Below are 19,926 nucleotides of genomic sequence, written 5' to 3'. Positions count from 1 at the left end.
AGAGCGGGCCGACTGCCCCGCGTGGAAGGGGAGTTCCACGCGGGGCAGCGGCCGTACCGGGGAGGTGCGCGACTCGCTCGTGAGCGGGGCGCGCGCCGGGTCAGCCGATCGTCACGCGGAAGATCTTGTCCGACCCGGCCGGCTCACCGCCGTTGCCGTCCGCGTTCGTCGTGGAGAGCCACAGCGCGTCGGTGCCGGGCACCTTGGTGACACCGCGCAGCCGTCCGTACGTGCCGACGTAGTGCGCCCGCGGTGTGCCGACGTCCTCGTTGCCCGCGTTGATCGGGATCTGCCAGAGCCGTTCGCCGCGCAGCGACGCCATGTAGACGGCGCTGTCGACGATGGCGATCCCGCTGGGCGACGCCTCGGCGGTGGTCCAGGTGGCCTTCGGGTTGGTCATCCCGGCCGTGGAGCAGTTGCCCTCGCAGACGGGCCAGCCGTAGTTGTTCCCGGCCTTGACGAGGTTCAGTTCGTCGCGGGCGTTCTCGCCCAGTTCCGCCTCCCAGAGACGGCCCTGCGGGTCGAAGGCGATGCCCTGCGGGTTGCGGTGGCCCAGGCTGAAGACGTGGTTGCCGAACGGGTTGCCGGGCGCCGGTTCGCCGTCCGTCGTCATCCGCAGGATCTTGCCGTTGAGCGAGTTCCTGTCCTGGGCGAGGGCGGTGTTCTGCGCGTCGCCGGTCGATGCGTAGAGATAGCCGTCGGGGCCGAAGGCGAGCCGGCCGCCGTTGTGGTACCTGTTCTTCGCGATGCCCTTCAACAGGGCGGTGTAGCCGGTGAGTCGGGTGCCGTCGTAGGTCATCCGGGCGATGCGGTTGCCCTCGGACGAGGTGTGCATGAAGTACACGAAGTGATTGGTCGCCCAGTCCGGGTCGACGGCCACGCCCATCAGGCCGCCCTCACCCCCGGTGGTCTGGGACTCGGGGACGGAGCCGATCTCGGTCCGCCGCCCGTCCGGTGTCACCTTGAAGACCTTGAAGGTGTCGCGCTCGGTGACCAGTGCCGAGGAGTTGTCGGGCAGCCAGTGGATGCCCCAGGGGATCGAGTAGCCGGTCGAGATGGTGGTGATGTCGGTCGGCTCGCCGGCCGCGGCGGCGCGGGGCTCGTCCGCGCTCGCCGTCTGGACGAGTCCGGCGACGAGCGCCGCCGCGGCGACCGCGGCCGCCGCCGTCCTGGCAGGGGTCTTCGTCGGGTTGCTGCCGTGCATGGATTCCTCCGGATGGAGTGGGGGGCGGGAGGTGCGCGTGGTGCGGCCATGGGGGGCCGCGGGAAAGAAAGTTCTAAGGGTGACCGGGTGCGGCTCCGTGGTCCTTGGGGTGATCCCGGTAGATGTACGGGGGCGCCGGGGGCATCGCGCCGAGGGCGCCGACAGTCCGGGGTCCGACCGTCCGGGTGGGCGCGTGCCCCGGCGCGGCCGGGACACGCGCAGTTCCACTGGGGCAGCCCGCCGCCCGCCGCGGTGCCGAGCACCTGCGGCAGCATGGCGGCGGGGTCTACCGGTCGGTCAGGGCGTAGGCGGTGACCTCCAGCGCGGTCTCGACGACCGTGAACTCGGGGGTCTGCCAGTTGATGGTGTTGATCGTGCCGTCCGTCGGCTCCTGCGCCGATTCCTGTGAGTCCTTCATGAGCCGTTGCCTGCCTTCCTGAGATGTGGGGGTCAGGAGTGATTCAGGATTGACTTATCGGTGACACACGGTGCCGATCACCGAACGCTCATTCATATGAATGTCCGGCGTTCAGCCATGTGCGACAGCGTCGCGTCTCTCGTGGGGCTCGGTCAATGGTGCGGACCGCATCCCGTCCGACCACATCCGGCCGCGGATCGGAGGGCCTCCGGAAGCCGACCAACCGTGCGGGTGGCGTTCCCGGTCGGCCGTGGCCGGCGCGCGGTCAGGGCGCGGCGGTCTCGGCGGGGCCGACCCTGATGACCAGCTCCGGGCGGTCCCACATCACCGCGGGCGGGTTCGCCGCCACCGCCCCGACGCGTTCGGCGCCCACGCGGCGGTAGAAGCCCTCGGCGGGCGGATGCGACACCACGCGTACGGCGGCGACTCCGGCGTCGCGCGCCTCCCCCTTCATGTGCTCGACCAGCCGCCGCCCGACACCGAGGCCCTGCGCGGCGTCGGCGACGAACATCAGGTCCAGCTCGGGCGGGTCGAGCAGCAGGGCGTAGAAGCCGAGCAGGCGGTCGTCCGGACCGGCGGCGAGGAAGACCCGGTGTGTCTCGATGTAGTCGGGCCCCACGCGGTAGCCGGCGATCATGGGCGCGTACGGGCCCTCGTAGGCGCGGGACGCCTGGATGAGCCGGGTCAGCCGCCTGGCGTCGCGCGCGGTGGCCCGCCGGACGGTGACGGCGGGGGCGGAACGGCCCGCCCTCCGGCGGGCTGCCGCGGGACCGGCCGCGGTAATACGCGTGATCATGGCGAGAGTATTACGCACCCGGTGTGACGGCCCGGACGGCGGGCCTCCGCCCGGCATCGCCGGGCTGCCGGGGCGAGGTCCTCCTTGTACGGTCGGGAAGAGTGCCAGGACCCCGCCGCACGAGAGGAAGCAGCCATGCTCGGCAGAAGCAAGGCGTTCAGCGGTTTCGCCGTGGACGACATCCCGAGGGCCCGTGTCTTCTACGAGGAGACGCTGGGCCTGGACGTCACGGAGGCGAACGGCATGCTGCGGCTGCATCTCGGGAGCGGGGCGGAGGTGCTCGTCTACCCGAAGCCGGATCATGTCCCCGCCACGTACACGATCCTCAACTTCCCCGTGGAGGACATCGACCAGGCTGTCGACGACCTGGTCCGGCGGGGCGTGAGCTTCGAGCGCTACCCCCGCATGGAGACCGACGACCGGGGCATCTTCCGGCTCGACGGCCCGTACATCGCGTGGTTCACCGACCCGGCGGGCAACACGCTCTCCGTGCTCCAGGACCGCCCGGCGTGATCCTGCGGGGACGGGCTTGACCTGAACCGTGGTTCAGCTTCTACGTTCGTGGTCACCGGCAGCGGCCGAACGAGGAGGCAGTTCGCATGACCACGAGCACGAGCACGCACACCGTTCCCGAGCACTACCGTCACTCCGTGATCGCCCATGTCATGGTCGACGGCGCCCACGCGGCGATCGACTTCTACGGCAGAGCGTTCGGCGCCGAGGAACTGTTCCGCATCGACGGCCCGGAGGGACGCGTCGTGCATGCCGAGGTCGGCATCGAGGGATCCGTCTTCATGCTGGGTGACGCGGAGGGGCCGTTGTTCGGCGGGCCGACCGTACTCGGCGGCACCACCGTGGGGCTGCATGTCTTCGTCGCCGATGTCGACGCGCTGACGCGGCGGGCCGTCGCGGCCGGGGCGGAGCTGCTGTCGCCTCCGGCCGACCAGTTCCACGGCGACCGCACCGCGATGCTGCGGGACCCCTTCGGTCACGTCTGGGTCTTCCTCACGCACCTGGAGGACCTGACTCCGGAGGAGATCACCCGCCGGGCCCGCGGGGTCTTCACCGAGGAATGATCCGCCCCCTGGCTTCGGGTCCGGGCGTCAGCGCCTGTTGTCGCTGTGCAGGGCCCAGGCCGGCAGGACGAACCAGCAGAGTACGAACCACACGACGAGTCCCGCCACGATCCACAGCGCCACGGCGTTGTGCAGCGCCACGCGCAGTATCAGCAGCAGCGCCGAGGCCATGGTGCACAGCAGGAGGACCAGCCCCAGGACGGTGAGCCGGGACGCCCATTCGACCGCCTCGGGCTTCAACTGCCGCCCCGTGACCATCCGGTGGAAGGACACCGGTGCGATGAGCGCGCCCGTGGTGACGGCGCCGAGCACGACCGTCGCCACGTAGATGTTGGTGTCGGTGTCCGACAGCTTGGTGAAGCGCGTCTGGAAGACGACGGTGAGCAGGAACCCGAAGAGGAGCTGTATCCCGGTCTGTGCCACACGTAGTTCCTGGAGCAGTTCCGCCCAGCGCCGGTCGGCGCGCTCCTTCGGCGATTCGTCACGCCCGGCGGGGCCGTCGTCGCCTGGTCTGCTCATGTCACTCGTCATGCTCCTCCGGGTTTCCCCGCGGGCGGTGTCCATGCCTGATCCGCTCACACCAGCAGAAAGTACGAAGGTTGGCCTTGCCGTCGTTCGACCATGTGGTCAAAGCGGTCGCCGACATGGTCAAGGAGCGGCAAGTGGTGGAGGCCGACGCGTCTTCGCCGGGACCCTCCGCGACGATCTGCGGCCCGCGCGACCCGACGCCACCGACGCCGAGTTGTGTGACGCCCTGCCGACCGGGCCCTGTGTTCGGGCTGCGCTGCCGGATCACGACCGACCCGATGAGCGGTACACCGCCGGTGATCCCGCTGGGCAGGCATCACGGTGCCGGTACCGGCCCCACGGGGGCTTCTGACGGTCCAGCACATGGCGGGCCGCCCCACAAGGGCTGAGCGCTGGCCGAATGTGGACGGATAAGATGAGGCCAACTCGCCTCCGTACAAAGATATTCGGCCATCGAGCGGGCGCGCGGATTTCGCTCGTACGCCCCATAACGCCGCCCCGGCAACAGCGGCGGCGCCCGGTCCGCCGCCACCGGCCAGGCCGTGGGCACGGCAGTACACGCACTCGTACCGGGTCCCGAACCGCCGTGCAAACCGTGTGTGTTCGTGACGTGACCCGCCGCAGCCTCTCCGTATACAGGCTCAAACCCGTTGTCCCGCAGGCATTTTCGACCCGATTCCCATGCCACGTCACCGCACCCGGCCGCTTTGCAGCAAACCGTCGGACGAGTGCGCGCGAAGCGGTGGCGGCCGGCCCGGCGGCGGGGGCGGGCACGGGCTTCCACGGCGCGGACGGCCGGGGTCCGGAAGTCGGCCTTGTGTACGAAGCTGACCCCGTCAACGATTTCTTCCGTGCGGATCGACAGGTCCACGGCCGGCACCGACCGGCCGGGGACCGGCGCACGAACAACGGCCCACACCCCACGGGGCCGTGCTTTCCCCCCCCACCGATGGAGGATTTCGTGACCTTCAAGCGCTTCTCCCCCCTCAACGGCGTGTCCAGACGCGCTCGCATGCTCGCCGTGACGTCCGGTCTGGTGACCGCCGTCGCGCTCGCGGCACCGTCCGCGGTCGCCGCCCCGGCCCCCGAGGCCAAGGTGACGGCCGCCGAGCTCGCCGACGCCAGCTCCGCCGTCCGCGGCGCGGACGTGGCCGGTACCGCCTGGTACACCGACCAGGCCAGCGGCAAGATCGTCGTCACCGCCGACACCTCCGTCTCGGCCGCCGAGCTGGCCGAGGTCAAGTCGGCTCTCGCCGACACCGACGCCGGTGTGACGATCAAGCGCACCCCCGGCAAGTTCAGCAAGCTGATCGCCGGCGGCGAGGCCATCACCACCGGCGGCGCCCGCTGCTCGCTCGGCTTCAACGTCACCAACGGCAGCACCAACTTCGCGCTGACCGCCGGTCACTGCACCAACATCGGCAGCAGCTGGTCGATCGGCTCGACCGCCGGTTCCAGCTTCCCGGGCAACGACTACGGGATCATCCAGCACTCGAACCCGGCGGCGGCCGACGGCAGGGTCTACCTGTACAACGGCAGCTACCAGGAGATCGACGGCGCGGCCGACCCGGCCGTCGGTCAGGGTGTCACCCGCAGCGGCAGCACGACCGGCGTGCACAGCGGCACGGTCACGGGCCTCAACGCGACCGTGAACTACGGCCCCGACGGCATAGTCTCCGGTCTCATCCAGACCAACGTCTGCGCCGAGCCCGGCGACAGCGGCGGCGCGCTCTTCTCCGGTTCCACGGCGCACGGCCTGACCTCCGGCGGCAGCGGCAACTGCTCCTCCGGCGGCACCACGTTCTACCAGCCGGTCACCGAGGCCCTCAGTGTCTACGGTGTGTCGATCATCTGAGGCAGCTGAAATCAGTCTCCGATGCGTCCGGGAACTTCGAGGGTGACGATCCTCTGAAGCTCCGAGGGACGCAGGGACCCATGTCCCCGGCGGGCCGCGCCCTTGGCGCGGCCCGCTGTCGCGTGTCCGGGGCTCGTCACACACACGCGTCCCCCGTCGTGCGGTCGTACGGTCGTACCGAATTCCGCGGATTCGCCGGTGGCTTGTGCCCGGAAGTGATTGGGTATGTGAGCAGAGCTGAACGGTGCATCGGGGGAGACGACACATGGCTCGAAACGAACCCTTACCTTTATCGCCGTCACCGGACGACCCGTCACCTCCACCCCATGCGCCGCCTTCACCCACCCCCGCACCGGCGCCGCCGCCCGCGCAGCCGCCGACGGCCGCCGAAGCCCGCGAGAACGCCTGGCGTATTCATCAGGCGCTCGGCGACTGGACGGCCCGGGTCGACAACAAGGCGAGCTTCGCCCTGACCCTGGAGGCCGCCTCGGCGGCCGGCCTGGCGTCGCTGGCCAAGGACGGTTCCTTCGCGGGCCGCCGGGTGGACGGCGCCCTGAGCTCCATGGTGCTGATCGCGCTGGTGGCCCTGTTGATCGGCGCGCTGTGCGCCATCGTCGCCATCCAGCCACGGCTGCGGACGCGGGCGGCGCGGGCGGCCGCCCCCGACAACTTCGTCTACTTCGGGCACGTGCGGCACTGGGATCCGGTGCGGCTCCGGGCCGCCCTGGGGCAGGAGGACCTGCTCCCGATGCTGAGCCGTCAGCTCGTCGTCATGAGCCAGGTCGCGTGGCGCAAACACCTGCTCGTACAGGTGTCCCTGGCGCTGGCCGCCTTCGCGGTGGCACTCGTCGTCCTGGTGCTGCTCCTCGCCTGAACGCCCGCTCCGGAGGATGGGGGACATCCGTCATGAGCCGTTACCAATCGCTCCGCTCCGAACTTCTCGCCCTCTTCGACACGGTCACCGCCACCGCCGAGGCCACCGGTGCGGCACATACCGCAGCACGGCTCGACGCGGCCCGGCGGCGGCTGAGCGAGGGACGCCTCACCGTCGCGGTCTGCGGCGAGTTCAAGCGGGGCAAGTCCACGCTGCTGAACGCTCTCCTCGGGGAGCCCGGCCTGCTGCCGACGGACACGGTGCTGACCACGCGTCTGGTCACCACCGTGGAGTACGGGGTCACGGAGGAGATCGCCGTCGTCCTGGAGGTCGAAGAACCGGAAGACGAGCCGGCGGTCGCCCCGGAGGGGCCCGGCGGGGACGGCCTGAGCGGGGATCCCGGCGGCCGGGCGGAGCCACGTACCGTACGCAGGATCATCAGCCGGTCGGAGATCAAGGACTACGTCACCGAGGCGAACAACCCGCACAACGCCCGGCGGGCCCTCCATCTGGAGATCCGGACACCCAACCCCCGCCTGGAGGCGGGGATCCGGTGGGTCGACACACCGGGCGTCGGCGGTATGTACGAGGAGCACACAGCGGTGGCCCTCGCGTTCCTGCCGCAGGCCGACGCGCTGTTGTTCGTGGCCGACGCCACTCAGCCACTGACCCGGCACGAGTCCGACTTCATCAGGACCGCGAGCGACGCGGCGAAGGTCGACGACGACACGGACGCCCAGATATTCGTCCTGACGAAGACAGACCTGGTGGGCTCGTACGACCAGGTCCTGGCCGCACTGACCGACAAGGTCGTGAAAGCAACCGGCCGTCCCGCCGGAGAGCTGACCATCGTCCCGGTCTCCGCCCAGGCCCGACTCGACCACCTGGCGGACGGCGACACGGCGGACTGGGAGCTGAGCAACTTCGCCGCTCTGGAAGCCGCCTTGTGGGCCGCGCTGAACCGGCGCCGTACCAAAGTGCTGCTCGGGGACGCGCTCACCGCACTCGGAAGCGGTACGCAGGCGTTGATCGACCCTGTCGACGCGGCCATCGATTCCCAACGGCGCGCCACGAAGGCCGAGTTGGGAAAGCTCCGGGACGATTACCTCGTCCGTCAGGGCAGGTTGGAACAGCTGGGGAAGTCGAACTCGCTCTGGAGGTCGGAACTGACGGCCGCGATGACCACCGTCCGCACGGATCTCCGCGGCCAGGCCTCCGCCGGTCTCGACCAGATATGGCTCACCGCGTACGCCGACTACCTCTACAAGAAGGAGTATCTGAAGAACCCCGACGCGTTGGTCCGCCAGATCAGCCTGGACGCGGCGGGGCTGGTGGCCACGTTGAACGAGACCGCGGGCCGGGAGGCCGCCCGCATTCTGGGCGAGTTCACCCTGAGCAGCGGTCTGTCGCTCGGCAGCCCCCGGTTCACACGGCTCCCGGACCCGCCGGTGCCGCCGGTCGATGTCAGGACCGGGGTCGGCCAGGACGAGCGGCCCCACTCCCTGGGGCGGCGGGTCCGGGAGGTGACGGTCGTCGCGGGCGCCGGGGGTGTCGTGGGGGCGGGCACCGGGGCCGGTGTGGGCGCGCTCCTCGGGACGCTGTTCCTGCCCGGCGCGGGTACGGCCGTGGGCGCCCAGTTCGGCGCCTGGGCCGGGTCGATCGTCGGCGCGCTGTTCGGCGCGGGCGTGGGGCACAGACACTCCGCCGACGAGGCCGCGAAGCAGGAGCGGGAAGCCGAACGCGGGAGCCTGAAGGAGACGCTGACCCCCCTGCGGAAGTCACAGGAGACGCACCTGCGGGCGTCCGTCGACGCGCTCGTCGCGGAGATGTCGACCGCCGTGGTGACCGAACTGGAGAGCCGGATCACGCAGGAACGGGAGAGTGTGAACGCGTCCCTGGCGCGTATCCGGGAGACGTACGAGGCGCAGGAGCAGGACGCTGAGCAGCGCGTCCAGCGCCTCCAGAACGAGCGGGTCCCGCTCCAGCGGACCCTGAACCGGCTCCAGGACATCGGCGCCGAGGCCGCCCGTCCGGGCGCGGACCGCGAGGACCGGGACGAGCACCCGGGCGGCGGAGACGGTAACGGGGACGCCGGCGAGGAGGCCGGAAGCTGATGGATCCGGGTCGGGTGTACGCGGCCTTCGACCGGGCGGACGCCGCACTCTCCGCCGCGGACGGTGAGCCCGTGGCGGACGTGCGCCGGCTGCTGGCCGAGAGCAGGGACCGGCTCAAGGCACGGATGCGTATCGCGCTCGTCGGACGGATCAGCTCCGGAAAGTCCACGCTCGTCAACGCCCTTCTCGGCGCGGCACCCGCCCCCACCCACGCGCTCGAACTCACCTTCAACGTCTGCCGGTTCCGGCACGCGGACCCGGCGGGGCTGATCGTGCACCACAAGGACGGCGCGCCCCCCGCCGCGTACCCGCTGGAGGAAATGGAGCGACTGGCCGTACGGGCACGGGCTCGGGACCCGGAACTCCAGGCGCTGCTTCGGCGCATCGACCATCTGGAGATCGGTCACCCCAGTCCTCAGCTGCTGGCGCACGATCTGATCGACACCCCGGGGCTGGATTCGACCTACGGCGAGGACTCCGCCAACGCCCTCCGCTGGCTCGGCCGTTCGGGCGACGAGGTCCACGCGGCCTCGGTCCGCCACGCCGCCCGGGCCGACGCGCTCGTCGCGGTCTTCGACCGGGGGCTGTCCGGCGAGTTCGCCGCGCTGCTGGGGGACTTCGCGGGCACCGGATTCGACACGGCGGGACCGGTCACCACGGTCGGAGCGCTCACCAAGGTGGAGCACTACTGGCCCCTTGCCCCGGACCCCCTCGCGGAAGGGCGACGGGTCGCGGAGTTCCTGATGGAGTCGGCGGGGGCGCGTCGTCTGCTGTTCGAACTCCGGCCGGTGGCCGGGCTGCTGGGCTCGGCGGCGAGCACCTTCACCGAGGAGGACCACGCGGATCTGGTGACACTCTCCCGGCTGGACCAGGACGCCCTGGCCAGGCACGTGCGCCGGGGCCCCCACTTCGCGGGCCGGGAGCTCCCGGACGTACCCGTGCCGGCCGCGCGCAGGGCCGGCCTGCTGGCCCGGTTCGGTGCGTACGGGATCGTGACCGCCTGCTGTCTGGTCCGCGAGGACGCCGAGGACATCGGGGCGCTGCGCGCGGAGCTGCTGGAGCGCAGTGGTGTCCAGGACTTCCGGCGGTTGCTGCTGGACCACTTCGGCAACCGGGCGGAGGTCATCAAGGTCAACCGCGTAGTCCAGCAGGCCCGTTCGCTCACAGGCCGCCTGCCGGCCGGCCTGCGACCGGCCCTGTCGGACCTGACCGCGCTGGAGTTCCGCGAACACGCCTTCCTGGAACTCGCCGTTCTGCGCGACCACTACGCCGGCCGGCTGACCCTCGGCGCACGGGAGACCGAGGAGCTGCTGAGGGTCACCGGCGAGCACGGAACCTCACCGGCGGCGCGGCTCGGGCTGCCGGAGGGCACGGGCGCCGGGGCGCTGGCGGAGGGGGCCGGGGCCGGTGTCGGCCGCTGGGCGCGGGCGGACGCCCTCGGCGAGCACAGTGGCGCCTCGCGGGGCGCGGTCCGGGTGATCCGCCGTTCGTACGAGTTGCTGCTGCACCGCGTCACGGCGTCCGGGACGTCGGAAGCGGTGGAGCCATCGGTTGAGGCATCGGTTGAGGCATCAGGGGTCTCGGAGGCGCTCGACGCGTCCGAGGAAGGGATAGGGGCCGGGCATGGCTGAGTACGACGTTCTGCGGCAGGTGATCCTCTCCCTGCTGGCGAGGATCACCGAGGCCGCCGAGGAGCGCGGCACGGCGGGCGAGACCACGGACCGGCTCTACGGAGCGCGCGAACGCCTCGCGTCGGGGCGCCTGTCGGTCGTGGTGTGCGGTGAGTTCAAGCGAGGCAAGTCGAGTCTGCTCAACGCGCTCCTGGAGCAGCCGAACCTGCTGCCCGTCGACATGTTCTTCACCACCCGGCTGGTCACCACGGTCGCGTACGGGGACCAGGAACGTATTCATGTGACCCTCGCCGGTAATGAAGCGGGGGCGGAGGCAAGCGGGAGCGGCCTGGACGGCGGACCGGGAAACCGCCCGGCGGCGGGGCAGACCGCGCCGCCCGCCGCGCCCGCGCCACCCGAGCGCCGAAGGATCGAGCGGGCGCAGATCGGGTCGTACGCGGCCCAGGGCACCACCCATCCGGACGCCGAGCGGGCGCTGCTCCTGGAAATCGAACTCCCGGACCCCCGGCTCGCGTCCGGGCTGGTCCTGGTCGACACGCCGGGGGTGGGCGGGGTGTACCACGACCACACGCTGGCGACCCAGCAGTATCTGCCCACGGCGGACGCGGTGCTGTTCGTGTCGTCGGCACAGGAGCCGCTGTCCGACAGCGAGGTCGGTTTCCTCGCACAGGCCGCGCACGCGGTCGGGGCGGCCGACCGCCCGGACGCGATGATGTTCGCCCTCACCCATATCGATCTGGTCCCCGACGTGGACGACTTCCTGGCGGGTGTGCGGGCCCGGATCGCCGAGGTGACCGGGAAGCCGGTGGCCGCCATCGAGGTCCTGCCGATTTCGAGCACCGCGAAGATCACCGGCCTGGTGACGGGGAACAGGGACCTGCTCCACCGTTCGGGCTTCGCCCGGCTGGAGGCCGCGGTGTGGTCCCGGCTGGCCCGTCACCGGGCCAAGGTACTGCTCGGCGGGGCACTGTCCGAGCTGGAGTCGGCCGTCCATGTGCTTCTCTCACCGCTGCGGGCGGAGGAACAGGCGCAGCGGGAGACCGGCCGCGCCCGGGTCGAGAGCCTGGAGCGGGAGATGGAACGGGAGTCCGCGCGGCTGGCGGAACTGGCGGACGGCGCGGCCTCCTGGCGTGCCGAGCTGGAGACCGAACTCGCCCTGCTGGAGCGGAAGTTGGGCGAGCGCGGGGCAGCCGAGTTCGACACCGTGTGGCAGCGGGCCGAGCAGGAATACCTTCAGGTGGACCGCTATCTCCAGGAACCGGACCAGCTCGCCGACCGGGTCAACAGCGATCTCGGGGTGGCACTGAGCGCGGTGAGCACGTGGGGCGCCGGGCAGGCGGCCCGGACCCAGCGCGACATCGCCGAGCGGATCGGGCTCGAACTGACCGGCAGCGCCCTGCGCGGCCTTCCGTCGCCACCGGTGGTGGATCTCGGCGCCTTCGGAAGGCTGCACCGGCCGACCCGTCGGGTGATCCACCGTACGGAGGCGGAGTACGAGACGGTGACGGAGACCGTCACGCTCCCCCGCAGCCCGCGCAAGCAGGCGATCGCCACAGGGATCGGCCGGTTTCTGGGCAAGGGTTTCCAGCGGGCGGCCGAGGCCACCATGGACTTCTTCTCGGCGCCCCGGACCGAGACCTTCACCAGCAGGAGGCAGGTGCGCCCCGCCTCCGAGTGGGAGGAGGTGGTCACCGAGGAGGTCTCGCCCGAGGTGATGGCGGCGAGGCGGCGGGAACTCGCCGTGGCGCTCCAGGACGCCAGGAGCACGCAGGCGCATCGGATCGGGGCGGTGGTGGAGCGGACGATGGCGGAGTTCCGCAGTGAGATCGGCGCGGACATGGACAGCCGGATCACACGGGAGCGGCAGCGCATCGACGACACGCTGCCCCGGCTGCGCAACACTCTCGTGCGCACCGAGGCGGAAGGGGCGCTCCGGCTGGCCGAACTGGCCGAGGAACAGCGCCCGTTGGCGGAGGCGGAGAGCCAGGTGAACCGGCTCGCGTCAGCGGTCGGCCGGCTGGCCGGCACGGAAAGCGGAGAAGACGGGGGAAGCCGAGAAGACGCGGGCGCGGGGCACTTCGACGGCCCGGGGGACGGCACGGGAGACGGCAGGGGGGACGGCGCGTAGTGGCGGACGATCTGGAGAGACGGGTCGCGGCCGCCTTCGCCGCCGCCCTCACGTCGCTGGCCGACGGAGGCCACCGCACAGCCCTGCTGCGCCAAGCGCTGGAGGCCGAGAGGGACCGGGCTGCCGGGCTGATGAGGGTGGCGGTGGTGGGCCGTATCAGCACCGGGAAATCGACGCTCGTGAACGCGCTCATCGGTGAGGAGCGGGTCGCCACCGGCTCGCAGGAGCTGACCTTCAACGTCAACCGCCTGCGGCACGGTGACACACCGGGCCTCACGATCCACTACAAGGACGGCCGGCCACCGGTCACCACCAGCCTGGACCGGCTCGAATCGCTGACGGTCCGGCGCGAGGAGTACGCCGGGGAACTGCGGGGGATCTCGGAGATCGTCGCCGAGATCGGCGCGCCGTATCTGAAGAAGTTCGAGCTGATCGACACACCCGGGCTGGACTCCCGGTACGTCGAGGACTCGCGCAACACCTTCGACTTCCTCGGCATCGACGCCGACGAACTCGACCGGTCGACGCTGCGCCACGCCTCGGCGGCGGACGCGTTGATCCTGGTCCTCTCGATCCGGGGGCCCTCGACGGTGGACGCGGACCTGCTCGCGCACTTCCTCGGCCCGGGATTCGCCATGTCCACCCCGCTGACCACTCTGGGAGTCCTCACCAAGTGTGAGCATCTGTGGCAGCCAGGCGGCCCGCACCCTCTGGAGCGGGGGCGCGCCCTGGCGGAGCGGACCATGGGCGAGGCACCCGGTATGAAGCAGCGGCTGTACGAACTCACCCCGGTGTGCAGCCTGATAGGGCAGGCGGCGGGCACTCTGGACGACAACACACTGACGAGCTTCCACGCCCTGGCCGGCGTATCGCGGGACACACTCTTCGCGGCGCTGTCGATGGCGTCGATGTTCTGCGCGGAGGGGTCCGGTCTGCCGCTCGACGCCGCCGAACGCCGACGGCTGTGGACCCGCTTCGGCGCGTACGGCATCCACTCGGCCTGCGAGGCGGTGCGCGATCACGTGCGTACGGTTCCGGAGCTGCGGGCCCATCTCATGCGGGACAGCGGCATGGAAGCACTGCGGGACCGGCTGGCCGGTCACTTCGGGCACCGGGCCGCCCTGCTCAAGCTGGACTCCGCCGCCGAGCGCGTGCGCTCCATGCCGGAGCGGCTGGCCGCCGGGCTCGGTCCCCGGGAGCGATCGGCGCTGGACGAGGCGATCGGCGTCATCGAGGCGCTGGTCGTCGACGAACCGGGTTTCGCCCAACTCAACACCCTGCGGCGGCTGTACGCCGGGGCTCTGGGCTTCAGCGACGCGCAGGCGCATGAGATCCGGCAGTGTGCGGGCGAGTTCGGGCGCCGCCCCGCCGACCGGCTCGGGCTGCCCCCGGACACCCCTGTGGAGGAGCTGCGCCGGCAGGCCGGTCTCCGGCACACGACTTGGCTGGTGCGCTGGCAGGGCGGCGCCCTGTCCGGGCCGAGCCGGGAGGCGGCCCGGGTGGTGGTGCGGTCCTACGAGTACCTCCTCGCGGAACTGGACGGGCCCGGCGGCGTCAACCGGCCGGGCTGAGCGGCCGGCTTGGCGGGGTCACCCGGCTGTCGTCGTCACCAGCCAGTCCCCGCTGAGGATCTGGTCGCCGACCCCGGCGTGGAAACGGGTGACCGTTCCGGCGCGGGTGACCGTGAGGTCGAGGAGAGATCCGTCCGGTGCGCGGACCTGGGCCAGCACCTCGCCGGCCGTGAACCGGCCGCCCTGCGGCACCCGCCAGGACAGCAGCGTCGACGCCCCCGGAGGCAGCGCCCAGGAGAGCGGGGTGCGGTCCTGGGCCGGGCCGAGGGACGGTGTCCTGCGCGCGGCTCGCCCGGCGGTTCCCCGCAAGGCCCAGGCGGCGGCTCCCTGCGACACGGCCGTCTGTGGGTCCTCGGCCTGACGGACCGGCAGCCGCAGGGTGCGGGCGAGGTGTTCGGGCACCCCCGGCAGGCGGCTGCACCCGCCCACCGCCACCACCGCGGACACCACAGGCGGGTGTGCCTCCGGACGCGTCGTCGCGTGCTCCGACCGGACGGTGCGGAGCAGTTCGGCGCACCGGTCGGTGGTCTGCTCAAGCAGGGGCCTGATAAGGGTGTCGAGCCGTTGGCGGTCGAGGGTCAGCCGTACCTCGGCGGGGGTGAACACGTCCGTCGCGGTCGTCTCCGCGCCCAGCCGGTGCTTGAGCCGCTGGGCGAAGTCCCGCAGATCCATCCGGGCGCGGTCGGCGGCCTCGTCCGGGCCGTCGAGGAGCCGCCGCAGGTCCTCGCCGCCGGCATCGCGCAGATACCGGACGACGGCCGCGTCGATGTCGCGCCCACCGCAGTCGTCGAGGGTGGCGTGGCCGAGCACCTGATGGCCGTCCTCCTCGATGGTGACGACCGCGGTGTCGAAAGTGCCGCCGCCGAAGTCGTGGACGAGGACGGTGGTTCCGGGCGGCAGGGGGCCGCCCGCCAGCGGGGCGAAGGCCGCGGCGACCGGTTCGGGCACCACCTCGGGGGCGGGGATTCCGGCCGCGCGGGCGGCGGCGAGAAGGTCCGTCAGACGGATGTCTCCGGGGCCGTAGGAGGCGGGGACGGTCAGGACGGCCCGCGCGAGCGGGCCGCCGTTCACCCGCTCGGCCTCCGCCCGTACGGACTGGAGCAGGGCCGTGACGAGCACGGTGGGCCGGTAGCCGCGCCCGGCGAGCCGCAGGGGCGTGTCCTGCCCCAGGTAGCGCTTCAGTTCGTCGCGGTGGTCGGCCGGGGCGAGGCGTTTGTGGGTGACGGCGAGGGTGCCGACCCGGGGGAGGTTCCCGTCGATGAACACGGCCGAGGGCCACGACCAGTCGCCGCTCGCGGGCTCCCGCAGTTGCCGGGTGCGGGAGCCGTCGGCCAGGGTGGCGCACGTGCCCGAGGTACCGAAGTCGACGGCGAGCACGGGATCTGTCGGTTCCGTCATGACGGACCGCTCCCCGGCGCCCACATGGCCCCGGCCGGGGCCACCGGCGGTGCGTCGTCGGTGAGGTTCCAGATCAGGACGGCGCCGTCGTCCTGGCCCACCGCCAGTCTGCCGCCGTCCGGGCTGAACACCATGGACAGCACCTCCCCCGACACACCCAGGTCGCCGAGCAGCTCACCGCCGGCCAGGGACCAGAGCTGGATATCGCCGCCCGTGTACCCGGCGAGCAGCAGGCGGCTGCCGCTCCGGGCCACCTGCGCGAGGTGCCGCGCGTCGATCCTGACCACCGCGCCCGGACGGTGCCCGGCGGACAGGACCCCACCCGGCGTGACGGCCACCAGCGGACCTCCCCCGTCGGCGGTCAGCCCGCCGAACAGAGCCAGTGGCAGCAGCCCGTCGTCCAGGTCGCCGAGGGTGTCGAGCAGGGTGAACGCCCGAACGTCACCCAGCAGCAGGGCGTCGCCCACGCGCGTCGCCAGCCCGCCCGCGTCGCCGCGCAGCTCCTCGGAGGCCAGTTCCGTCCAGTCGTCCGTGGCCCATCCGAGCGTCCCGGACCCGTCCGCCGCCGCCAGCCAGGCGCCGGCGTCACCGAAGGTCATGGTCTCGATCTCGTCCTCTGTGCCGACCGACGGGAGACGAGTCTCCCCCGCGAAATCGAAGATCTCGATTCCGCCCCCTTCCAGACCCGCGGCGATCAGACCGCGTCGGGAGTCGACCGCCAACGCGGTCACGGGACGGGCCAGTTCGACCGTGGGGGCGGATTCCCCGGTGATGAGGTTGCGGATGGTGACGGTCCCGTGGTGGTCGGCGGTCGCCAGGAACCGTCCGTCGGGGCTGAAGGCGACCGCCCCCACGGGAGCCTGGTGCGCGCGCCACTCCATCAGAGGCGGTTCGGCGGGCAGTTGAGGGGAGGCGGTGGATCCGGCTCCTGACGCGCCGGCGGCGGTGGTGACGATCCAGTCGCCCGAATGCACGGTGTGCCGGACCTGGGCATGCCAGTTGACGACCGTCCCCGAGGTGTCGGCGATCAGATGGTGGATGGCGCCCTCCCGGTCCCGGATCCGCGCGAGGGTGTCACCGGCCCGGAAGGAGTCGCCGGTGACCGTCTGCTGTCGGATGAGTTCCGCACGGCCTGACGGCAGTTCCCAGGCCAGCGGGGTGATGCCCGGGGCGGGACGGGCCGGCCGGATGACGCGTGCGGGTGTGGCCCGCGCCCATACCGCCGCCCCGAGGACCACCGCGTGCTGGGCGTTCTCCGGCTGCCGGATCGGCGCACCGAAGTGGCGGGTGAGGTGGTCGGTGACGACGGGGCTACGACACGTGCCGCCGACCGTCAGCACGGCCGTTATCTGGCTGACGTCACACTTCGCCGCCCTGATCAGGTTGCCGCAGCGGTCGATCGTCCTGTCGAGGAGCGGGGTGGCCAGGCCGGTGAGGGTCTTACGGTCGAGGGTGACCTGGATGTCGGTACGGGTGAACTCCTCCGCGTTCTCCCCGCTGCTGAGCTGCTCCTTGAGCTCCAGCGAGAGGTCGTTCAGATCCAGTTGAGCCCTGAGCATCGCCTCGGGGGTGGTCCCGCCGGTGGTGGGTGGGCGGACACCGGCGAACTTCCTCTGGAGCTCCTCCGCGACCCGCGCGTCCAGGTCGCGCCCCCCGCAGTCCTCCAGGGCGCCGTGCCCGAGCACTTCGTGTCCGGCCGCGCCGACCCGTACGAGCGCGGTGTCGAAGGTTCCGCCGCCGAAGTCGTACACCAGGATGAGATCTCCGGGTGCGAAGGGCTTCCCGGCCGGCGGGGAGAGCGCAGCCGCCACCGGTTCGGGCAGCAGCTCGGCGACGCCGAGCCCGGCGTGGGCCGCGGCCTCCAGCATGGCCCCGCGACGGGGGTCCTTCGGCCCGTACGAGGCGGGAAAGGTGAGCAGCGCCTCGGTCACAGGCCATCCGGACAGGCGCTCGGCCTCGGCCCGCAGCGTGCGCAGCACGGTGGTGAGCAGTTCCTCGGCCGTACGGGAGACCCCGCCGAGCCGGATCGGGGCGCCCTGTCCGAGGTCGCGTTTGAACTCGTGCCGGTACCGCTCGGGGTGGACGCGTTTACGTCTCTCCGCGGCCCGGCCCACCAGTAACGTGTCGCCCTCCGCGTACACCGCGGAGGGCCAGTTGGACGACCCGCCGACCGGGTCGTGCAGCAGACGCACCTCGTCGCCCTTCAGCAGGGCCGCCTGCGTGGTGCTCGTACCGAAGTCGACGCAGAGCACGGGCGCGGTCAAGTCAGCCAAAATCATTCCCCCGTTCCACAGAGACAACAAAGTAGTTGAACCGGGTGAAATCCGGCGGCGGAACGGGCAGAGTTGTCGTCACTCGGCTCGCCGTTCGGCCCGTCCCCCCGATTCCGCCTTCGCCGTGTCCCTCCCCCTGCGGGGCGCTCGGAATGCCGCGGCCACTCAAGTGAAGCGAGGTTCTGATGACAAATAAGTACGGTGGTGTACGCCGCCTCTCGTTCGCGGTCGACACCGAGGGTTCGACCCGTCGTACGGTGCCGGACCAAATACGTGACCAGGACCGGCTGTTGGCGATCCTTGAGGAGTCGTGCGAGGCGGCGGGCATCGACCGGGACGCCTGCGCCAGACAGGGCCAGGGCGACGGCGAGCTGCTGATCCTGCCGCCGGGAATCGTGGAGACGCGGGTGATCCCTTCCCTGGTACGGGAGTTGAAGAGGGCCCTGCGCAGGGACAACGGCGGCAGGACGGCCGAGCACCGGCTAAGGCTGCGTGCCGCGGCGGCGGTGGACAATGTCCACATGACCGCGGGCGGCTATGCCGGCGACGGTGTGGTCGCCACCACCCGGCTGCTCGACTCGGCGGAATTCAAGTCGGCGTTCAAGGCGCGGCAGGAACCCGATCTGGCGTTCGCCCTCTGGGACGACCTGTACCGGAGCCTGATACACAACGAATACGACGATCAGCTCTCGCCGCCTATGTTCCATGCCGTACGTATCGCGGGATACGACCGGCTGGCCTGGTTCCACCTTCCGGGCGGGGCGACCGGAGAGCCTGAGCGGGGGACGTCCGGGTCGGGGTCGTCCGTGGCTGGAGTGTCCGGCGCCGGACTGCCGGCCCTCGGCGGCGGAAAGCCGCCCGGTGCCTCCGCACCTCCCGGATACCGCCGGGCCACCTACATCGCCGCACCGTTCATCGGCATCGGTGGTCCGAGGGGCGATGACTCGCAGCCCCAACTGCCCCCACAGGGGCTCCCGTGGGACCAGCCGACCCGGGAGCCGGACGCCGGGCGAGCGCCTGGGTCCGGTGGACAGGGGACGGGCACGGCCGACCGCTTCGGACAGGAAGGCGGCCTGCCGGCCGACACTTCCCCCGACCCCGACCCCGACCCGGACCCGTACTTCGATCCGTACGACAACGAGACCGGCACTCAGGAGAGCTGACCGTGCCGCCGCAGGACCGGCCTGTCCGGCGGCACCGCCGCCCGGCCCGGTCGGACTCATTCGTCCGGGAGGTGTCTCCGAAGTGGTGTCGTCCGCCCGCGCGGCGGGGCCCCGGGGCGTCCGGTGCGGTGCATCGCGAGGCGGAGGATCGTGCTCGTACCGGCCGTGCCAGGCGTTCCGGGCCACCGAAGATCCAAACGACAGACCCTAGGGCCGGTCGTCGCGACTCCGGACGACCAGGCCCGCCTCGTACGCGGCGATCGCCGCCTCCACCCGGTTGCGTACCGCCAACTTGGCCAGGATCGCGCTGACATGGGCCTTCACCGTGCCCTCGACCAGATACAGACGCTCACCGATCTCCGCGTTGGACAGCCCGCAGCCGACCAGCGCGAGGACTTCGTGCTCCCGCTCCGTCAGCCGTTCCGTGAGCGGTCTGACCGCCGCCGCGCCCGAACCGCCGGCCCGCAGCCCCGCCACGACGCGGGCCGCCACCCTCGGTGAGAGATACGCTCCGCCCGCGGCGACCGCGTGGACGCCTGCCAGGAGTTCCCTCGGGTCGTCCGCCTTTAGCAGGAATCCGTCGGCGCCGCCGCGCAGCGCCCGGGCGATGAAGGCGTCCTCGCCGAAGGTCGTCAGCATGACCACCGCCGTGCCGGGCAGCTCACGGTGGATCCGCTCCGCGGCGACGATCCCGTCGAACCCCGGCATCTGGATGTCCAGCAGGGCCACATCGGGCCGGTGCCGGCGCACGGCGTCGACGGCCTCCTGCCCGTCACTCGCCTCGGCGACGACCTCGATCCCCGGGTCCCGCGCCAGAATCGCGCGCACCCCGGCGCGGACCAGCGCCTCGTCGTCTGCCACCAGCACCCTGACCACGGGCGGAGTGTACCGAGACGG

At 71.6% G+C, this 19,926-nt stretch carries 16 protein-coding genes and 1 pseudogene; 9 read left to right on the top strand and 8 right to left on the bottom strand.

All coding sequences use genetic code 11. The features are described from left to right. Positions 1 to 100 precede the first annotated feature (100 nt). The 4 genes and pseudogenes from IEY79_RS08090 to IEY79_RS08080 form a co-directional block, all read right to left on the bottom strand. Entirely contained in the window at positions 101 to 1,204 is a 1,104-nt protein-coding gene (locus IEY79_RS08090) for a PQQ-dependent sugar dehydrogenase (RefSeq protein ID WP_189106647.1), read from the bottom strand. A 173-nt stretch (positions 1,205 to 1,377) separates the two neighbouring features. Then, positions 1,378 to 1,479, bottom strand: a pseudogene (locus IEY79_RS38180) (pyrroloquinoline quinone biosynthesis protein PqqB); the annotation flags it as partial. An 11-nt stretch (positions 1,480 to 1,490) separates the two neighbouring features. Beyond that, entirely contained in the window at positions 1,491 to 1,622 is a 132-nt protein-coding gene (gene pqqA / locus IEY79_RS08085; protein ID WP_189106646.1) for a pyrroloquinoline quinone precursor peptide PqqA, read from the bottom strand. Positions 1,623 to 1,887: 265 nt separating this feature from the next. Beyond that, positions 1,888 to 2,418, bottom strand: a complete 531-nt coding sequence (locus IEY79_RS08080; RefSeq protein WP_189106645.1) for a GNAT family N-acetyltransferase — start codon at positions 2,416 to 2,418, stop codon at positions 1,888 to 1,890. A 135-nt stretch (positions 2,419 to 2,553) separates the two neighbouring features. Between IEY79_RS08080 and IEY79_RS08075 the strand changes: the two genes are divergently transcribed. Then, entirely contained in the window at positions 2,554 to 2,931 is a 378-nt protein-coding gene (locus IEY79_RS08075; protein ID WP_189106644.1) for a VOC family protein, read from the top strand. Between the two features lie 86 nt (positions 2,932 to 3,017). After that, positions 3,018 to 3,494, top strand: coding sequence for a VOC family protein (locus IEY79_RS08070; protein WP_189106643.1), 477 nt, complete (start codon positions 3,018 to 3,020; stop codon positions 3,492 to 3,494). A gap of 27 nt (positions 3,495 to 3,521) precedes the next feature. Here the strand turns inward: IEY79_RS08070 and IEY79_RS08065 are convergent, their stop codons facing one another. Beyond that, entirely contained in the window at positions 3,522 to 4,013 is a 492-nt protein-coding gene (locus IEY79_RS08065) for a DUF6328 family protein (protein WP_189106642.1), read from the bottom strand. A gap of 970 nt (positions 4,014 to 4,983) precedes the next feature. Here IEY79_RS08065 and IEY79_RS08060 point away from each other — a divergent pair. The 6 genes from IEY79_RS08060 (at position 4,984) to IEY79_RS08035 (ending at position 14,195) form a co-directional block, all read left to right on the top strand. Beyond that, positions 4,984 to 5,877, top strand: a complete 894-nt coding sequence (locus IEY79_RS08060; RefSeq protein ID WP_229700738.1) for a S1 family peptidase — start codon at positions 4,984 to 4,986, stop codon at positions 5,875 to 5,877. Positions 5,878 to 6,142: 265 nt separating this feature from the next. Continuing rightward, positions 6,143 to 6,751, top strand: a complete 609-nt coding sequence (locus tag IEY79_RS08055; RefSeq protein WP_189106640.1) for a Pycsar system effector family protein — start codon at positions 6,143 to 6,145, stop codon at positions 6,749 to 6,751. Positions 6,752 to 6,783: 32 nt separating this feature from the next. After that, on the top strand, positions 6,784 to 8,865 hold the full coding sequence (locus IEY79_RS08050) for a dynamin family protein (protein WP_189106639.1): 2,082 nt from the start codon (positions 6,784 to 6,786) through the stop codon (positions 8,863 to 8,865). Further along, the gene (locus tag IEY79_RS08045) at positions 8,865 to 10,496 is read left to right on the top strand and encodes a dynamin family protein (protein WP_189106638.1); all 1,632 of its coding nucleotides are present in this window, start codon (positions 8,865 to 8,867) and stop codon (positions 10,494 to 10,496) included. Before IEY79_RS08050 ends, IEY79_RS08045 begins: the two co-directional genes overlap by 1 nt. Continuing rightward, the gene (locus IEY79_RS08040; RefSeq protein ID WP_189106637.1) at positions 10,489 to 12,624 is read left to right on the top strand and encodes a dynamin family protein; all 2,136 of its coding nucleotides are present in this window, start codon (positions 10,489 to 10,491) and stop codon (positions 12,622 to 12,624) included. Before IEY79_RS08045 ends, IEY79_RS08040 begins: the two co-directional genes overlap by 8 nt. Further along, positions 12,624 to 14,195 (top strand): dynamin family protein, encoded by a 1,572-nt coding sequence (locus tag IEY79_RS08035; protein WP_189106636.1) that lies wholly within the window; start codon positions 12,624 to 12,626, stop codon positions 14,193 to 14,195. The genes IEY79_RS08040 and IEY79_RS08035 overlap by 1 nt, the downstream gene beginning before the upstream one ends. 18 nt (positions 14,196 to 14,213) lie before the next feature. Here the strand turns inward: IEY79_RS08035 and IEY79_RS08030 are convergent, their stop codons facing one another. After that, positions 14,214 to 15,593 carry an Hsp70 family protein gene (locus IEY79_RS08030; RefSeq protein ID WP_189106635.1) on the bottom strand — a complete coding sequence of 460 codons (1,380 nt, stop codon included), beginning with the start codon at positions 15,591 to 15,593 and terminating at the stop codon, positions 14,214 to 14,216. Then, complete coding sequence (locus tag IEY79_RS08025) at positions 15,590 to 17,866, bottom strand: Hsp70 family protein (RefSeq protein WP_189106634.1); 2,277 nt, start codon at positions 17,864 to 17,866, stop codon at positions 15,590 to 15,592. Before IEY79_RS08025 ends, IEY79_RS08030 begins: the two co-directional genes overlap by 4 nt. Before the next feature lie 185 nt (positions 17,867 to 18,051). Between IEY79_RS08025 and IEY79_RS08020 the strand changes: the two genes are divergently transcribed. Beyond that, entirely contained in the window at positions 18,052 to 19,029 is a 978-nt protein-coding gene (locus IEY79_RS08020) for a hypothetical protein (RefSeq protein ID WP_189106633.1), read from the top strand. Between the two features lie 207 nt (positions 19,030 to 19,236). On the opposite strand, the gene IEY79_RS08015 is transcribed toward IEY79_RS08020, so the two are convergent. Next, positions 19,237 to 19,896, bottom strand: coding sequence for a response regulator (locus IEY79_RS08015; protein ID WP_308426656.1), 660 nt, complete (start codon positions 19,894 to 19,896; stop codon positions 19,237 to 19,239). Positions 19,897 to 19,926 lie beyond the last annotated feature (30 nt).

It is taken from the genome of Streptomyces camponoticapitis (genome assembly GCF_014646115.1).
Classification (GTDB): domain Bacteria; phylum Actinomycetota; class Actinomycetes; order Streptomycetales; family Streptomycetaceae; genus Streptomyces; species Streptomyces camponoticapitis.
This window is presented reverse-complemented; position numbering and strand designations above follow the sequence as displayed.

Bases quoted from the DNA above. Each gene is read 5' to 3' on its own strand.
- IEY79_RS08090 (WP_189106647.1), bottom strand. From the start codon at position 1,204: ATGCACGGCAGCAACCCGACGAAGACCCCTGCCAGGACGGCGGCGGCC.
- pqqA (WP_189106646.1), bottom strand. From the start codon at position 1,622: ATGAAGGACTCACAGGAATCGGCGCAGGAGCCGACGGACGGCACGATC.
- IEY79_RS08080 (WP_189106645.1), bottom strand. From the start codon at position 2,418: ATGATCACGCGTATTACCGCGGCCGGTCCCGCGGCAGCCCGCCGGAGG.
- IEY79_RS08075 (WP_189106644.1), top strand. From the start codon at position 2,554: ATGCTCGGCAGAAGCAAGGCGTTCAGCGGTTTCGCCGTGGACGACATC.
- IEY79_RS08070 (WP_189106643.1), top strand. From the start codon at position 3,018: ATGACCACGAGCACGAGCACGCACACCGTTCCCGAGCACTACCGTCAC.
- IEY79_RS08065 (WP_189106642.1), bottom strand. From the start codon at position 4,013: ATGAGCAGACCAGGCGACGACGGCCCCGCCGGGCGTGACGAATCGCCG.
- IEY79_RS08055 (WP_189106640.1), top strand. From the start codon at position 6,143: ATGGCTCGAAACGAACCCTTACCTTTATCGCCGTCACCGGACGACCCG.
- IEY79_RS08050 (WP_189106639.1), top strand. From the start codon at position 6,784: ATGAGCCGTTACCAATCGCTCCGCTCCGAACTTCTCGCCCTCTTCGAC.
- IEY79_RS08045 (WP_189106638.1), top strand. From the start codon at position 8,865: ATGGATCCGGGTCGGGTGTACGCGGCCTTCGACCGGGCGGACGCCGCA.
- IEY79_RS08040 (WP_189106637.1), top strand. From the start codon at position 10,489: ATGGCTGAGTACGACGTTCTGCGGCAGGTGATCCTCTCCCTGCTGGCG.
- IEY79_RS08030 (WP_189106635.1), bottom strand. From the start codon at position 15,593: ATGACGGAACCGACAGATCCCGTGCTCGCCGTCGACTTCGGTACCTCG.
- IEY79_RS08020 (WP_189106633.1), top strand. From the start codon at position 18,052: ATGACAAATAAGTACGGTGGTGTACGCCGCCTCTCGTTCGCGGTCGAC.